Here is a 14,575-nt window from a genome sequence, read left to right as displayed (position 1 = left end):
TTCCACCTTCGCTCAAACGCGCCAACGCCACGACAGGAAAGTCCGAGCACCCCGGAGGCAGGGCCGCGGCGCGCGAAGATCTTATTATTCATGGGTCGTGTGCGCCGCACGGGTGACTGCACGCAACACACCTCCCTGCCGTGCGGATTCGTCGCGGACGGACGCGAGAACCGCGCCGAGCGGTATCGCACCGGCTCCGAAAGGGCCTTTCATCAGGCCTCTTGGCGGTATTGCGGGCACCTCCCCCTTCCCCGCCCCTCCGCTTCCCGGAGTCCACCGGATTCGGCCGGGACATTCACATGCACTCGAATCGGTGATTGTGGAAAACGCGGAAGCGAAATTAACGTAATGACCACGATGTTTTCGGCGCGGCCGGAATCAACCCGTCGCGCCCGCCATGAGGCACCCACGGAGCGCCCGGTCAGGCCACGCGGCCACGGGCGTCCGTGCGGCATCACCCGTTTCCGCTCCTTTCCGCGAGTGGACCGCCCCTGTCCCGGCACCGTCTGCGCCCGTGCTCCGAACCGGCCGGCGCAGCCTCCCAGAACGGCACTCACATGACAGCTCATCGCATCCTCTCCTGGTCCCCCTCCGCCCTCGTCTTCGACTGCGACGGAACCCTGATGGACACGGAACGGCACTGGCAGGAGGCTCGGAACGCCACCTTCCGGGCGTTCAGCCTCACACCGCCGGCCGGGTTCGCCGACCGCGCCAAAGGCATGCACTACACCGAGTGCGGCGCGCTCATGGCCGAGGAAACCGGAAAGCCGGACCTCGTGGAGGACCTGACGGACACGCTCCTCGACACCTTCGGCGCCCTCGTCGACCAGGATCCCGCCACCATGCCGGGGGCCGCCGCGCTGGTCCGGCTGGCCGCTCGCCACCTCCCCCTCGCGGTGGCCAGCAACTGCCCCCGGGAGGTGGTGGAATCGTGCCTCGACCGGGCCGGCCTCCTCGGTTTCTTCGGTCACGTCGTGGTCGCCGAGGGGGACGTACGGCCGAAGCCGGAACCCGACGTGTACCGGGTGGCCGCGCGTCTGTGCGCCGTACCTCCCGGGGAAGCCCTGGCCGTGGAGGACTCGCTCACCGGCATGGAGTCGGCCCGCCGGGCGGGCCTTCGCGTCCTCGGCGTCGGAGCGTCCCCGTCGGGGCCGGTGGCGGGGAAGGCCGACCTGTGGGTCGCGAGCCTGGCCGACGGCGAGCTGCTGTCGTGGGCCCGGACCCGGATCGGCGAGTAGGGCGCACCGGCGCCCACCACCCGGGCCGGACCCGTCCGGGCGCACGAAGCGCGGTTCGGTCAGCGGAGCTGCGCGGCGAACGCCTCGTACGCCCGCTCGTCGAAGAGCACGAAACGGATCTCCTCGACCGACGTCCGTGCCGCGCGCACCGTCCGCACCGCGATCCGCGCGGCGTCGTCCACGGGCCAGCCGTAGATGCCGGCGGAGACGGCCGGGAAGGCGACGGTGCGGGCGCCGAGTTCGTCGGCGACGCGCAGGGACTCGCGGTAGCAGGAGGCCAGCAGCTCCGAGCGGTCCTCCTCGGCGCTGTAGCGGGGGCCGACCGTGTGGATCACCCAGCGGGCGGGAAGCCGGCCGGCGGTGGTGGCGACGGCCCGGCCGGTGGGCAGTCCCCTGCCCAGATGTCCGGCGCGGAGCTTGCGGCACTCCTCCAGGACGGCGGGCCCGCCGCGGCGGTGGATGGCGCCGTCGACCCCGCCGCCGCCGAGCAGCGAGGAGTTGGCGGCGTTGACGACGGCGTCCACGGACTCCGTGGTGATGTCGCCCCGGACGAAGGTGACGGCGGTCATGGCGGCTCGGCCTCTCTCCGCGAAGGCGGGATCTGCGGTGCGGCGACGGCGGTGCGGCGACGGCGACGCGGTGACGACGGTGCCGTGACAGCGGTGGCGTGACAGCGGTGCTACGGCTGCTGCCGCAGCCTGCGCCAGACCGCCTTGGCCGCGTTGTGGCCCGACATGCCGTGGACACCGGGGCCGGGCGGGGTGGCCGAGGAGCAGATGAAGACGGCCGGGTGCGGGGTGGAGTACGGGGACAGGGAGAGTCTGGGACGCAGCAGGAGCTGGAGGCCGGACGCCGCGCCGGTGCCGATGTCGCCGCCGACGTAGTTGGCGTTGCGGGCGGCGAGCTCGGCGGGGCCGGCGATCGCGCGGGCCAGGACGCGGTCGCGGAATCCCGGTGCGAAGCGCTCCAGCTGGCGTTCCATCGTGTCGGTGAGGTCGCCGGTCCAGCCGTTGGGCACATGGGCGTAGGCCCAGAAGACCTGCTTGCCGGCCGGGGCCCGGGTGGGGTCCACGACACCGGGCTGCACCGTGATCATGAAGGGTTTCCGCGGGGGGCGGCCCTCCCGGGAGGCGGCGCGCAGGGCGGCACCGATCTCCGCGCTGTCCGCGCCGATCTGGACCGTGGTGGCGCGGCGGGCCTCGTCGGCGGTCCAGGGGACCGGGCCGTCGAGCGCGTAGTCGATCTTGTAGACGCCGGCGCCGTACCGGTAGCGCTCGTAGAAGCGGCCGAGGCCGGCGATGCGGGCCAGGGCGGTGGGCGAGGTGTCGAAGACGTAGGCGCGGGCCGGGGGCAGGTCGTCGAGGCGCTTGACCTCGTAGTCGGTGTGGATGGCGCCGCCGAGGTCCTCCAGGTAGGCGGCCAGGGCGTCCGAGACGGCCTGGGAGCCGCCGCGGGCCACCGGCCAGCCGCGGGCGTGCGCGGCGAGCGCGAAGACCAGGCCGACCGCGCCGGTGGCGAAGCCGCCGAGGGGGGCCATGACGTGGGCGACGAGTCCGGCGAAGAGGGTCTTGGCCTTCTCGTCGTGGAAGCGGCGCGTCAGCCAGGTGGACGGGGGCAGGCCGGCCAGTCCGAAACGGGCGAGGGTGAGGGGATCGCGCGGCAGTGCCGTCAGCGGCAGCGACATGAAGTCCCGGACCAGGACGTCCCACCGGGGCAGGAACGGCTCGACCAGCCTGCGGTACGCGCCCGCGTCACGGGGGCCGAAGGAAGCGGCCGTCTCGGCGACCGAACGGGACAGCACGGCCGCGCTGCCGTCGGGGAAGGGGTGCGCCATGGCGAGTTCGGAGTGGAGCCACTCGAGGCCGTACCGCTCCAGGGGCAGGGCGCGGAAGGCGGGCGAGTTGATGCCCAGGGGGTGTGCGGCGGAGCACGGGTCGTGGCGGAAGCCGGGGAGGGTGAGTTCCTCGGTGCGGGCGCCGCCGCCCACCGTGTCCTTCGCCTCGAAGAGGGCCACGGAGAAGCCGCGGCGGGCCAGTTCCGCGGCGGCCGTCAGGCCGTTCGGCCCCGCTCCCACCACGACGACATCGAGCATCGACGACACCTGGACCCCTTCGTCAGCCGGCGGCCTCCGGGATCAGGATATGCCGGGGGTACGACGGCGTAGGCGGCGCGGTGGGACGCGGGGCGGGCCGCCGCCGGCGCGGACGCCGTCACGGCCCGGGGCGAAGCTCCGGGAGGGAGTGGGGACGGGCGGGCCGGGGGGGCGGAGGCCCGGGGCCGAGAGGGCGGGAGGGCGGGATCAGGGGCGAGTCCCGGACAGCAGGCCGGTCACCCGCCGGGCCGTCGCCGCGTCCCGGGCCGCCGTGAACGGCAGGGAGTTGCCGCCCGTGATCCTGAACGGCTCGCCGCCGAGGGTGAGATGGGCGCCGCCCGCCTCCTCGACCAGCAGCAGTCCGGCCGCGTGGTCCCAGGCCGCTTCCCAGGAGAAGGCCGTGGCGTCCAACTCGCCCCGGGCCACGGCGAGGTACTCCAGGCCCGCCGAGCCGCAGGCGCGCGGGGCGACGCCGTCCGTCCACAGGCCGAGCAGGGCGCGCTTCTGCTCGTCGGTGGTGTAGTCGGGGTGCGAGGTCGCCACCGTGAGGTCGCGGCCGGGTGCGGGCGGGCCGGCGAACAGCCGCTCACCGTCCAGGAAGGCGCCGCCGCCGCGCACGGCGGTGGCCAGCCGGCCGCGGGCGGCGGCGTACGTCCAGGAGGCGTGCACGACGCCGTGCCGGGCGAGGGCGACCAGGGTGCAGAAGCCGTCGTCGCCGTGCACGAACTGCCGGGTGCCGTCGACCGGGTCGACTATCCACACCGGGGCGTCGCCCCGTATCGCCTCGTAGACGGCCGGGTTGGCGTGCACCGCCTCCTCGCCGACGACGACCGAGCCGGGCAGCAGGGCGGCGAGGGCCTTGGTGAGGTACAGCTCGGCATTGCGGTCGGCGTCCGTGACCAGGTCGTGCGGCCCGGTCTTCTGGTCCACCTCGTGCGCGGCGAGCTGCCGGAAGCGTGGCAGGATCTCCGCGGCGGCGGCCTCACGGACCGCGTCCGCCACGTCACCGGCGTGGTGGGCGAGAAACTCGTCGATGGTTTCCGTGTCTCCGATCATGCCCTCCATCAGAACACGTCCCACTGACAATCCCCGCCGCGCCGGTGCACACCCGGTGGAATCGGGATGAAGGTGAAGGTGAAGGTGAGGACGAAGCCGAAGCCGAAGAGGTCAGGGGGCGCCCCTCGGCCCGGCCCCGGCCCCTGCCCCTGCCCCTGCCCCTGCCTCAGCGTCCCACCGCGTACCCCTGCATCCCCCGCGGGTTCGCCGCCGCCGACAGGACGCCCGTCTCCGGGTCGCGGGCGACGGCGCACAGCCGGCCCTCGGACCACGGGTCGGCGACGGTCACGTCGTGGCCGCGTCCGCGCAGGTCCTCGACGACGGGCGGCGGCATGCGGGACTCCACGGTCAGGCTGCCCGGTCGCATGCCGCGGGGGTAGAAGGAGCCCGGGAAGGCGTCGGTGTGCCAGTTCGGGGCGTCGATCGCGCCCTGGAGGTCCAGGCCGCCGCGCACCCGCGCGCGCAGGGCCACGGCCAGGAAGAAGTGCAGCTGCCACTGGTCCTGCTGGTCGCCGCCGGGGGTGCCGAAGGCCAGGACCGGGACGCCGTCGCGCAGGGCGATCGAAGGCGTGAGGGTGGTGCGGGGGCGGCGGCCGGGGGTGAGGGAGTTCGGCAGGCCCTCCTCCAGCCAGGTCATCTGCAGCCGGGTGCCGAGCGGGAAGCCCAGTTCGGGCACGACCGGGTTGGACTGGAGCCAGCCGCCGCTGGGCGTGGCGGCGACCATGTTGCCCCAGCGGTCGACGACGTCGAGGTGGCAGGTGTCGCCGCGGACGGCCCCGTCCGCGGCGGTCGCGGGCTCCCCCGGCACCGGGGAGGCCGGGCCCTTGGCGACGGTCGGCTCACCGGCGCCCATGGGGCTGTGGCCGGGCTCGTCCGTGGTCACCACGCGTGCGTGGGCGCTCAGCCGGGGCTCGCGTCCGCCGGGACGGCCCGGCCGCAGCTCGTACGACGCCCGGTCGCCGATCAGCGCGCGCCGGCCGGCGTTGTACGGGGCCGAGAGCAGCTCGTCCAGCGGGACCCCGGCCGCGTCGCCGTACCAGGCCTCGCGGTCGGCCATGGCGAGCTTGCAGCCCTCCACGAGGAGGTGGACGTGGTCGGCGGAGCCGTGGGCGGGCAGCTCCGGCGGGAGGAGGGCGAGTTGCTGGAGGAAGACCGGGCCCTGGCTCCAGGGACCCGCCTTGCAGACGGTCCAGCCGTTCCAGTCGTACGTCGCCGGCGCCTCGTAGGACGCGGACCAGCCGGCGAGGTCGGCGGCGGTGAGCGTGCCGGCGTGGCGCTCGCCGCTGGTGTCCAGGGTGGGGCGCCCGGCCTGCCGGACGAGGGCCTCGGCGATGAATCCGCTGCGCCAGACCTCCCGCGCGGCGTCGATGCGGTCCTCCCGCCCCCCGGCGCCGGCCGTCTCGGCGAGCAGCCGCCTCCAGGTGGCGGCGAGCGCGGGGTTGCGCAGCAGCCGGCCGGGGCGGGGCGCCCGGCCGCCGGGCAGGTAGACCTCCGCGGAGGACGTCCACTCGGTCTCGAACAGCTCGCGCACGGTCTCGACGGTCGCGCCGACGTTCTCCACGGGCGCGTGCCCGTGCTCGGCGTATCCGACGGCGTACTTCAGGACGTCGTCGAGGGACTTGGTGCCGTGGTCGCGCAGGAGGAGCAGCCAGGCGTCGAAGGCGCCGGGCACGGCCGCCGCGAGGGGCCCCGTGCCGGGGACGAGGTCCAGCCCGAGTCCGCGGTAGTGGGCGACGGTCGCGCCGGCCGGGGCGACGCCCTGCCCGCACAGCACCCGCACCTCGCCGCCCGCGGGGGCGAGCAGGATCGGCACCTCCCCGGCGGGACCGTTGAGGTGGGGTTCGACGACGTGCAGCACGAAGGCGCCGGCCACCGCGGCGTCGTAGGCGTTGCCGCCGTCCTCCAGGACGGCCATGGCCGACTGGGAGGCCAGCCAGTGGGTGGAGGACACCATGCCGAAGGTGCCCTGGAGGGTGGGGCGGGTGGTGAACGGCACTTCTCACCTCTTCGTCGACGCGACAACGGGTGGACCGGCGCCCGGATGTTACTCCCGCCCCCGCGACCGCGGCGGACGGTGCTTTCCGGCCGGCCGGTTTCCGCCCCCGCCCGCCCGGACGAAGGAATCCGACAGCTGCCGACGACGTGCGGAAGACCGTCCTCGGCAGCCGTCGGTCGGCAGCGGCTGCAAGGCCGGAGCGGCCCTGCGGGCCGGGGCCGCGGGCTCGGTCAGGGGATCGCCGCGGGCTCCCGGCCGGGAGGGCCGTACCGGCCGGCGTGGCGGAAATCCTTCCCTCCGCCGTCACCGCGCCACCACGGAGCGAGTTCGCACTTCCGCCCCACAGGGAGACGTGTGAAACTGACGTCCCCGTCCGCACCGTCTCCCACGAAAGTGCGCCGTGCGTTCTCTCCCCCTGCCGCTCGCCCTCACCGCGCGACTGACCCCGGTGATCGTGCTCGCCTGCGCGGGCTGGGCGCTGTCGTCCGGTCCCTCCGACCCCGGGAAGACCGCCGCGGCCGGGGACACGCAGAAGTCCCGCTCGGAGTCGTCGGAGGCGGAGTCGTCGGCGCCGTCCTCGACGGCGGTCACGAAGACGTACGGCGCCGCTCCCGCACCCTGCACGAGCGTGGCCGCCAAGACGGTGAGCTCGCTGGTGCCGGCCGCGAAGACGGCGGGCAAGGAGATCCCGTCGACGGACACCTCCCTGCGCCGCACCTGCTCCTGGAACGCGCTCAAGGGCTACGAATACCGCTGGCTGGACGTCTCCTTCGAGTTGCTGGAGTCCGACGAGGCCGCCGCGACGTCGTACGAGGACCGCACGACGGAGAAGGACGGCGGCGGGGCCGTTCCGGGGCTCGGGGACGAGGGCTACTCGGTGGTGAACCTGACCACGGAGGACAAGCAGCAGACCCGTGAGGGCACCGTCGTCGCGCGGGTGGCGAACGCGCTCGTCGTCGTCACCTACAACGGCAGCGACTTCGAGTCGAAGAAGGCCCCGGGCACCGACGAGATCAACAAGGGCGCGATCAGGGCGGCGAAGGAAGCGGTCGCCTCGTTGAGGGCCGCCGCGGTGAACTGAGCCCCGGCCGGAACGGGGCGCCGGGGGGGGGCTCCTCCCACCCGCGGACGAGGTGGGACGGGAGAGGCCGTGCGGGCGGTACCGAGGGGGGGTGCGCGGGAAGGCGCCCGGTCCCCCTCCCCCGGACGGCGGGGAGGGGGAGTCCTGAGGGGAGCCGGCGGGCCGGCGTCCGGTCCGGCGGCAGGTCGGCCGTCGACGGCGGGCAGAGCGTTGACGGCGGACAAACGGTTGACGGTGGGTCAGCCGTCGACGGCGGGCAGACGGTCGGCTGCGGGTCAGCCGTTGACGGCGGGGATGATCCGGGAGCCGTAGGCGTCGATGACGGCCTCCTGCGCGTCGTGCATGTCGTAGAGGGCGAACTGGTCGACGCCCAGCTCGCGCAGCGCGTTCAGCTTCTCGATGTGCTTGTCCACCGGGCCGACGAGGCAGAAGCGGTCGACGATCTCGTCGGGCACGAACCGGGTGTCGGGGTTGTCGGCGCGGCCGTGGTGGGAGTAGTCGTAGCCTTCCCGGGCCTTGATGTAGTCGGTGAGTTCGTCGGGTACGGCGGCGGAGTGCTCGCCGTACCTGGCGACCAGGTCGGCCACGTGGTTGCCGACCATGCCGCCGAACCAGCGGCACTGGTCGCGGGCGTGGGCGAGCGCCTCGGGCGAGTCGTCCTCGGTGACGTACGCCGGGGCGGCGACGCAGATCCTCACCTCGGCGGGGTCGCGGCCGGCGGCGACGGCGGCGTCCCGCACCGTCTTGACCATGTACTCGGTGAGGTACAGGTCGGCGAGCTGGAGGATGAAGCCGTCGGCCTCCTCGCCGGTCATCTTCAGCGCCTTGGGGCCGTACGCGGCCATCCAGACGGGGAGTTCGGCGCCCGGCCCGATCCACGGGAACCTGATCACCGTGCCGCCGAGGTCGGCCTCGTCGCCGCGGCCGAGGGCGCGGATGACCTTCATGGCCTCGCTGATGCGGGCGAGGGTGTTGGGCTTGCGGCCCGCGACGCGCATCGCGGAGTCGCCGCGGCCGATGCCGCACACCGTGCGGTTGCCGAACATGTCGTTGAGGGTGGCGAAGGTGGAGGCGGTGACCTCCCAGGTGCGGGTTCCCGGGTTGGTGACCATCGTCCCGACCGTCAACCTGCTGGTGTTGGCGAGGATCTGACTGTGGATCACGAACGGCTCCTGCCAGAGCACGGCGGAGTCGAAGGTCCACCCGTGGGTGAAGCCGTTGCGCTCGGCCCGCTGCATCAGGCTGATGACCTTCGAGGCGGGCGGGTCGGTCTGCAGGACGAGTCCGAAGTCCATGGCACCACTCCTAGGTGAGGTACTGACAGGTGGAGCGCGGGGTGTAGGCGCCGTGACCGGCGCGACCGGTGTACTGCCGTTCGGTGATGACGGGCTCGCCCCGCGAGAGGACCGTCTCGACGCGGCCGGTGATCCGCTTGCCCTCGTACGCCGAGTAGTCGACGTTCATGTGGTGGGTCTCGGCGGAGACGGTCTGCTCCGCGTGCGGGTCGTAGATCACGACGTCCGCGTCGGCGCCCGGGGCGATGGTGCCCTTCTTCGGGTACATGCCGAACATGCGCGCCGGGGTGGCGCAGGCGATCTCGATCCAGCGGCGGCGCGAGAGGTGTCCGTCGACGACGGCCTGGTGGAGCAGGTCCATGCGGTTCTCGACGCCCGGCAGACCGTTGGGGATCCTGGAGAAGTCGCCCCGGCCCAGCTCCTTCTGGCCCGTGAAGCAGAAGGGGCAGTGGTCGGTCGACACCACCTGGAGGTCGTTGGTGCGCAGCCCCTGCCACAGCTTGGCCTGGTGCTCCCTGGGGCGCAGGGGCGTGCTGCACACGTACTTGGCGCCCTCGAAGCCGGGCTCGGCGAGGTTGTCGGTGGACAGGAACAGGTACTGCGGGCAGGTCTCGCCGAAGACGTTCAGCCCCTCGTCGCGCGCCCGGGCCAGTTCCGCGACCGCTTCCGTCGCCGACACGTGCACCACGTAGAGGGGGGCGCCGGCGACCTGCGCCAGTCTGATGGCCCGGTGGGTCGCCTCGGCCTCCAGCAGCGCCTTGCGCACCTCGCCGTGGTATCGGGGATCGGTCTCGCCGCGGGCGAGGGCCTGCTCGACCAGGACGTCGATGGCGATGCCGTTCTCCGCGTGCATCATGATCAGGCCGCCGTTCCCGGCGGAGCGCTGCATGGCGCGCAGGATCTGCCCGTCGTCGCTGTAGAAGACGCCCGGGTACGCCATGAACTGCTTGAAGGAGGTGACGCCCTCCTCCACCAGCAGGTCCATCTCCTCGAGCGTGTCCTGGTTCACGTCGGAGACGATCATGTGGAAGCCGTAGTCGATCGCGCAGTTGCCCTCGGCCTTGGCGTGCCAGGCGTCCAGGCCAGCGCGCAGGCTGTGGCCGACGCTCTGCACGGCGAAGTCGACGATCGTGGTGGTGCCGCCCCAGGCGGCCGCGCGGGTGCCGGTCTCGAAGGTGTCGGAGGCGAAGGTGCCGCCGAACGGCAGCTCCATGTGGGTGTGGGCGTCGACGCCGCCCGGGATGACGTACTTCCCGGTGGCGTCGACGACGTGCCCGGCCGTCCAGGCCTCGGCGGCCGGTGTGCCGGAGGCGGCGAGGGCGGCGATACGGCCGTCCTCGATCAGGACGTCGGCGTGGATCTCGTCGGACGCGGTGATGACGAGGCCACCCCGGATGACGGTTCGGCTGCTCATGCTCCCTCTCCTGCCGTGTTCAACACGTGTGCCGTGCCCGGGGGCCGTCGCCGGTCCGGGCCCGGGCGCCGGACCGGCGACGGCCGCGGCCGGCTACGGGGCGGTCAGCGGGCCGTACGCCGCCGGGCGGCGGTCCCGGTGGAACCGCCGGCGGTCGCGGACCTCGCGCGGCTCGGCCGTGTCCAGGTCGCGGACGACCGGTTCGCTCTCCTTGTCGCTCGCCACCTCGCTGGCGAACCGCGCCTCCGGGTCCACGAAGTACGAGGTCCCGTAGAGGTCGTTGTCGCCCAGTTCCTCGACGCCGACCCGGTCGGTCTCGCCGACGAAGTACTCGTCGGCGGCGTCCGCCGGCTGCTCCGGCTGCCACCGGCAGGCGGACAGGCCGCGCGAGGTGGCGGACGGGTCGAAGACGGTCTCGGTGCCCGCCAGGAGGCTGACGCGCTACCGCGTGCTCCTCAGGGCGCTCTCGAGGATCGCGGCGCCCTCCTCGGCCTCCGCGACGGTCAGGGACAGGGGCGGGGCGACGCGCAGGGCGCTGGTGCTGTGGCCGCCGCCCTTGCCGACCAGCAGGCCCCCGGCGCGGGCGGCCTCCAGGACGGCGGCGGCCCGGTCGAGGTCGGCCCGGTCGGTGCCGGGCCGGGTCAGCTCGATCCCGATCATCAGCCCGCGCCCGCGCACCTCGCGTACGCCCGGGTCCTGGGCGGTGGCGGCCCGCAGCCGTTCGATGAGCAGTCCGCCGACCCGCCGGGCGTTGCCCTGGAGGTCGTGTTCCAGCAGGTGGGTGAGGTTGGCGAGGCCGGCGGCCATGGTGACCTGGGTGCCGCCGAAGGTGGAGATGCTGTTGGCGTCGAGGCAGTTCATGATCTCGGAGCGGGCGATCACCCCGCCGACGGACATGCCGTTGCCGATGCCCTTGGCGAAGGTGACGATGTCGGGCGGGCCGTTGCGGTCGTGTGCCTGCCAGCCCCAGAAGTGGTCGCCGGTGCGGCCCCAGCCGGTCTGCACCTCGTCGGCGATCCACAGGATCCCGTGGGCGTCCAGCACTTCCCGGAACGCCGCGTACAGCCCGTCGGGCGGGGACGTGAAGCCTCCGACGCCCTGGACGGGCTCGGCGATCAGGGCGGCGGGCGGCCGGGTGTGGCCGAGCAGGTCCTTCAGGTCCTCGACGCAGGCCGCGATGAACTCGGTGTCGTCGAGCGCGGCGTACGGGCCGCGGGTGCGCACGCCTCCGTGGACGTACAGCGTCTGGAGCGGGGACAGCGAGGTGGGAGACCAGCCGCGGTTGCCGGTGATGCCGACGGCGCTGAAGGAGCGGCCGTGGTAGCTGTTGCGCATGGCCAGGATCGTGTTGCTGCGCCGGAAGGCGGTGGCGAGCAGCAGGGCGGTGTCGTTGGCCTCGGTGCCGGAGGTGGTGAAGAAGACGCGGGCGTCCGGGATGCCGCTCAGCCGGGCGATGCGTTCGGCGAGTTCGACCATGGGGCGGTTGAGGTAGAGCGTGGAGGAATGGATGATCCGTCCGGCCTGCTCGCTCACCGCCTTGGTGACCTCGGGCAGGGCGTGCGCGGTCATGGTCGTGAGGATGCCGCCGAAGAAGTCGAGGTACCTGTTCCCCTCGGCGTCCCACACGTGGCGGCCCTCGCCGTGGGTGATCTCCAGCGGCCGGTCGTAGTAGAGCGCGAGCCAGTCCGGCAGGACCCGGCGGTGGCGGGCGTGGAGGTCGTTCACGGCTGCACCAGCCCCTCGTAGGCGTCGGGCCGGCGGTCGCGGTAGAAGGCCCACGTCCGCCGGACTTCCTCGATCAGGTCGAAGTCGAGGTCGCGGACGAGGAGTTCCTCGTCCTTGTCGCCGGCGGTCGCGCCGACGAACCGTCCGCGCGGGTCGACGAAGTAGGAGGTGCCGTAGAAGTCGTTGTCGCCGTACTCCTCGACGCCGACCCGGTTGATGGCGGCGACGAAGTACTCGTTGGCCACGGCGGCCGCGGGCTGTTCGAGCTGCCAGAGGTGGGCGGAGAGCCCCCGGTGGGTGGCGGACGGGTTGTAGACCAGTTGCGCGCCGCCCAGGCCGAGCTGGCGCCAGCCCTCGGGGAAGTGGCGGTCGTAGCAGATGTACACGCCGACCTTGCCGACGGCGGTGTCGAAGACCGGCCAGCCGAGGTTTCCGGGACGGAAGTAGTACTTCTCCCAGAAGCCCTTCACCTGCGGGATGTGGTGCTTGCGGTACTTGCCGAGGTACGAGCCGTCGGCGTCGATCACGGCCGCGGTGTTGTAGTAGAAGCCGGACTGCTCGATCTCGAAGACGGGGACGACGAGCACCATGCCCGTCTCGCGGGCCAGCTCCCGCATGCGGCGCACGGTCGGTCCGTCGGGGACCGGTTCGGCCCAGCGGTAGTGCTCCGGCTCCTGGACCTGGCAGAAGTAGGGGGCGTTGAAGACTTCCTGGAAACCGATGACGCGCGCGCCCTGCCGGGCCGCCTCGCGGGCGTGCTCCTCGTGTTTCGCCACCATGGACTCGGTGTCGCCGGTCCAGGTGGCCTGGACCAGGGCGGCACGTACGACGTTGGCCATGAGTTGCTCCTTCGACGGAAGGCGTCAGAGCCCTCTACGCCCGTAGAAGCGGGCCGTAGAGGGACGAACGTAAGCCTCCGGGACGGGCTTGCCAAGACCATCGCCGTCAACCCGCGGAGTCGATCACGTTTCACACTCCGGTGGGTGAGTCGTGGGCGTACGGCGTACCGGCGGGCCACGGCTCAGGTCGTGAAGCCGGCGACCCGCAGGGCGTGCACCAGGTCCCAGTGCCGCTCGTCCGACACGCCGCGGGCGGCGGCCAGCAGCAGCGGAACCAGGAGCCGCGGGTCGGGGGCGACGCTGCGGGCCGCCTCCTCGGGGGTGCGGACCCGGACGTAGGCGTCCAGCAGCGCGTCCACCTCGCGGCGGCGGCCCGCGGCCGCCAGGGCGCCGACGGCCGCTCCGATCTCGCCGGCCGGACGGGCGACGCCCTGCCGCAGGATCTGCTCGCCGTCGGCCGTGCGGCCCGCCTCGACCAGGGCGTCCGCCGCGGCGACGAGCCGGTCGGCAGGCAGCGAGGCCGCCTCCCACAGCAGGGTCGTCCAGTCGGCGGTGAGCCCGGACCGCTGGAGGCTCGCGGCGAGCAGCGGGATCCGGGCGGCGGGCCAGTACGCCAGCTCGACGAGCAGCACGTGCGCCTCGCCGCTGCGGCCCTCGGCGCGGAGCCGGATCAGCCGCTCCACCGCCTGGGCGGTCTCCTCGCGGGCCGTCGCGTCCCCCGGCCCGGCCGACGGATCGGCCGACGGCCCGGGCCGGGGCCGCTCCTCTGCGGCGGCCCCGGCGAACCGGGCACCGCGCGGGGTGCGGCGCGGAGGGGGCGCGGGCGCCGGCAGCGGTGCCCCGGCGGCGGGCGGTACGGCGACGGGGGCGGTCGCCTCCTCGGCCATCCCGGCGAAGCGCGCGCCGCCGCGGCGGCGCTTGCGCTGCCTGGGGACGGGGGCGGGGGCGCCGTCGCCCGGGGCGGAGCCGTCAGGGGCGGGGCCGCGGGGTACGGCGGCCTCCCCCGGGCCGCGGGCGTCGGAGGCCGCCGGGGCCTGGACGGGAGCCGGCTCAAGGTACGGGGACTCCGAGGAGGACGGGGGCCGCCGGCCCTCGTCCCGGCCGGCACCGCTCCCGCCGGCACCGCCGTCAAGACCGCCACCGAGGCCGCCGCCGGTGCGTCGGTCGACGTCGGTCAGGCGGCGGCGGAGTTCGGCGCAGCGTGCGGTGGCCCGTTCGTGGTCGTCGTGGGCCCAGGCGAGGTCGAGACGGAGGGCCTCGGCCTCCTGGCGGGTGGTCGCGGCGGCGAGGAGACGGCTCAGCTCGGCCTGTCGGCCGGCGGCGTGGCGCTGTTCGCGCAGCATGACGTCGAGCCGGTCCCGGAGGGCGTCGCGGGCGCCGGGGCGGGCGTCCTGGGCGGCGAGGGCCGCGTCGTGCAGGGGCCCGGCCCGTTCCGCCTCCCGGGCGGCGGCCGGTGCGCCGTAGCGCGCGGCGAAGTCCTGGAGGAGGGCCTCCACGACGTCCCAGGGCGGCACCTCACGGCCGTCGAGGCAGGCACGCATACCCTCCGGGTCGCGCTGCCAGAAGACCGCGCACCAGCCGGCGCCCTGGTCCAGGCGCGCCAGCAGTCCGTCCAGGTGGTTCGCGAACTCCCTCAGTCGCCCTGGGAGTTGATCCAAAGTCATCGTCCAGCTCCCGCCCGACCGGAACACTCCGGTCCGTAGGGAACACCATGCGTGTTACGGCGTGGCTACGGGGAGTTTTCGGAGAAGACGCGGCGATCTCCCGCAGTCCCGCCGACCGAGGACGACCGACGGCGGCCGAGGGCGGCCGAGGGAGCGGGTCCCCGTACGGAGGGCG

At 73.8% G+C, this 14,575-nt stretch carries 11 protein-coding genes and 1 pseudogene; 2 read left to right on the top strand and 10 right to left on the bottom strand.

Annotated elements, in window-relative coordinates:
- Positions 1 to 557 precede the first annotated feature (557 nt).
- A complete protein-coding gene (locus ACF09K_RS22080) occupies positions 558 to 1,238 on the top strand; it encodes an HAD family hydrolase (protein WP_392245913.1) in 681 nt (226 codons plus the stop codon).
- Positions 1,239 to 1,297: 59 nt separating this feature from the next.
- Here ACF09K_RS22080 and ACF09K_RS22075 read toward each other — a convergent pair whose 3' ends face one another.
- The 4 genes from ACF09K_RS22075 to ACF09K_RS22060 form a co-directional block, all read right to left on the bottom strand.
- On the bottom strand, positions 1,298 to 1,807 hold the full coding sequence (locus ACF09K_RS22075; protein WP_392245911.1) for an O-acetyl-ADP-ribose deacetylase: 510 nt from the start codon (positions 1,805 to 1,807) through the stop codon (positions 1,298 to 1,300).
- Positions 1,808 to 1,917: 110 nt separating this feature from the next.
- Positions 1,918 to 3,330, bottom strand: a complete 1,413-nt coding sequence (locus ACF09K_RS22070; protein ID WP_392245909.1) for a phytoene desaturase family protein — start codon at positions 3,328 to 3,330, stop codon at positions 1,918 to 1,920.
- 207 nt (positions 3,331 to 3,537) lie between these two features.
- The gene (locus tag ACF09K_RS22065; RefSeq protein ID WP_392245908.1) at positions 3,538 to 4,386 is read right to left on the bottom strand and encodes an inositol monophosphatase family protein; all 849 of its coding nucleotides are present in this window, start codon (positions 4,384 to 4,386) and stop codon (positions 3,538 to 3,540) included.
- Between the two features lie 166 nt (positions 4,387 to 4,552).
- Complete coding sequence (locus ACF09K_RS22060) at positions 4,553 to 6,340, bottom strand: gamma-glutamyltransferase family protein (RefSeq protein ID WP_392246019.1); 1,788 nt, start codon at positions 6,338 to 6,340, stop codon at positions 4,553 to 4,555.
- A gap of 442 nt (positions 6,341 to 6,782) precedes the next feature.
- Here ACF09K_RS22060 and ACF09K_RS22055 point away from each other — a divergent pair, with 442 nt between their 5' ends.
- Positions 6,783 to 7,463 carry a hypothetical protein gene (locus tag ACF09K_RS22055; RefSeq protein ID WP_392245906.1) on the top strand — a complete coding sequence of 227 codons (681 nt, stop codon included), beginning with the start codon at positions 6,783 to 6,785 and terminating at the stop codon, positions 7,461 to 7,463.
- A gap of 275 nt (positions 7,464 to 7,738) precedes the next feature.
- Here the strand turns inward: ACF09K_RS22055 and ACF09K_RS22050 are convergent, their stop codons facing one another.
- The 6 genes and pseudogenes from ACF09K_RS22050 to ACF09K_RS22025 all read right to left on the bottom strand — a co-directional run bounded on the left by ACF09K_RS22050 (position 7,739) and on the right by ACF09K_RS22025 (position 14,400).
- On the bottom strand, positions 7,739 to 8,758 hold the full coding sequence (locus tag ACF09K_RS22050) for a TIGR03842 family LLM class F420-dependent oxidoreductase (protein ID WP_392245904.1): 1,020 nt from the start codon (positions 8,756 to 8,758) through the stop codon (positions 7,739 to 7,741).
- Positions 8,759 to 8,768: 10 nt separating this feature from the next.
- The gene (gene hydA, locus ACF09K_RS22045; RefSeq protein ID WP_392245902.1) at positions 8,769 to 10,172 is read right to left on the bottom strand and encodes a dihydropyrimidinase; all 1,404 of its coding nucleotides are present in this window, start codon (positions 10,170 to 10,172) and stop codon (positions 8,769 to 8,771) included.
- 93 nt (positions 10,173 to 10,265) lie between these two features.
- A pseudogene (locus ACF09K_RS22040) lies at positions 10,266 to 10,601 on the bottom strand (acyltransferase); the annotation flags it as partial.
- Positions 10,602 to 10,613: 12 nt separating this feature from the next.
- Positions 10,614 to 11,897, bottom strand: coding sequence for an aspartate aminotransferase family protein (locus ACF09K_RS22035; protein ID WP_392245900.1), 1,284 nt, complete (start codon positions 11,895 to 11,897; stop codon positions 10,614 to 10,616).
- Positions 11,894 to 12,736, bottom strand: a complete 843-nt coding sequence (locus ACF09K_RS22030) for a nitrilase-related carbon-nitrogen hydrolase (protein WP_392245898.1) — start codon at positions 12,734 to 12,736, stop codon at positions 11,894 to 11,896. The genes ACF09K_RS22035 and ACF09K_RS22030 overlap by 4 nt, the downstream gene beginning before the upstream one ends.
- A 182-nt stretch (positions 12,737 to 12,918) precedes the next feature.
- Complete coding sequence (locus ACF09K_RS22025; protein ID WP_392245896.1) at positions 12,919 to 14,400, bottom strand: hypothetical protein; 1,482 nt, start codon at positions 14,398 to 14,400, stop codon at positions 12,919 to 12,921.
- Positions 14,401 to 14,575: the final 175 nt, after the last annotated feature.

Source organism: Streptomyces sp. NPDC014882 (assembly GCF_043081325.1).
Lineage (GTDB): Bacteria > Actinomycetota > Actinomycetes > Streptomycetales > Streptomycetaceae > Streptomyces.
The sequence above is the reverse complement of the archived record's forward strand: the minus strand, read 5'-3'. Positions and strand labels throughout refer to the sequence as shown.

Excerpts from the sequence above, each read along its gene's own strand:
- hydA (WP_392245902.1), bottom strand. The coding sequence starts at position 10,172 with ATGAGCAGCCGAACCGTCATCCGGGGTGGCCTCGTCATCACCGCGTCC.
- ACF09K_RS22060 (WP_392246019.1), bottom strand. The coding sequence starts at position 6,340 with ATGGTGTCCTCCACCCACTGGCTGGCCTCCCAGTCGGCCATGGCCGTC.
- ACF09K_RS22030 (WP_392245898.1), bottom strand. The coding sequence starts at position 12,736 with ATGGCCAACGTCGTACGTGCCGCCCTGGTCCAGGCCACCTGGACCGGC.
- ACF09K_RS22025 (WP_392245896.1), bottom strand. The coding sequence starts at position 14,400 with ATGACTTTGGATCAACTCCCAGGGCGACTGAGGGAGTTCGCGAACCAC.
- ACF09K_RS22070 (WP_392245909.1), bottom strand. The coding sequence starts at position 3,330 with ATGCTCGATGTCGTCGTGGTGGGAGCGGGGCCGAACGGCCTGACGGCC.
- ACF09K_RS22065 (WP_392245908.1), bottom strand. The coding sequence starts at position 4,386 with ATGATCGGAGACACGGAAACCATCGACGAGTTTCTCGCCCACCACGCC.
- ACF09K_RS22080 (WP_392245913.1), top strand. The coding sequence starts at position 558 with ATGACAGCTCATCGCATCCTCTCCTGGTCCCCCTCCGCCCTCGTCTTC.
- ACF09K_RS22075 (WP_392245911.1), bottom strand. The coding sequence starts at position 1,807 with ATGACCGCCGTCACCTTCGTCCGGGGCGACATCACCACGGAGTCCGTG.
- ACF09K_RS22050 (WP_392245904.1), bottom strand. The coding sequence starts at position 8,758 with ATGGACTTCGGACTCGTCCTGCAGACCGACCCGCCCGCCTCGAAGGTC.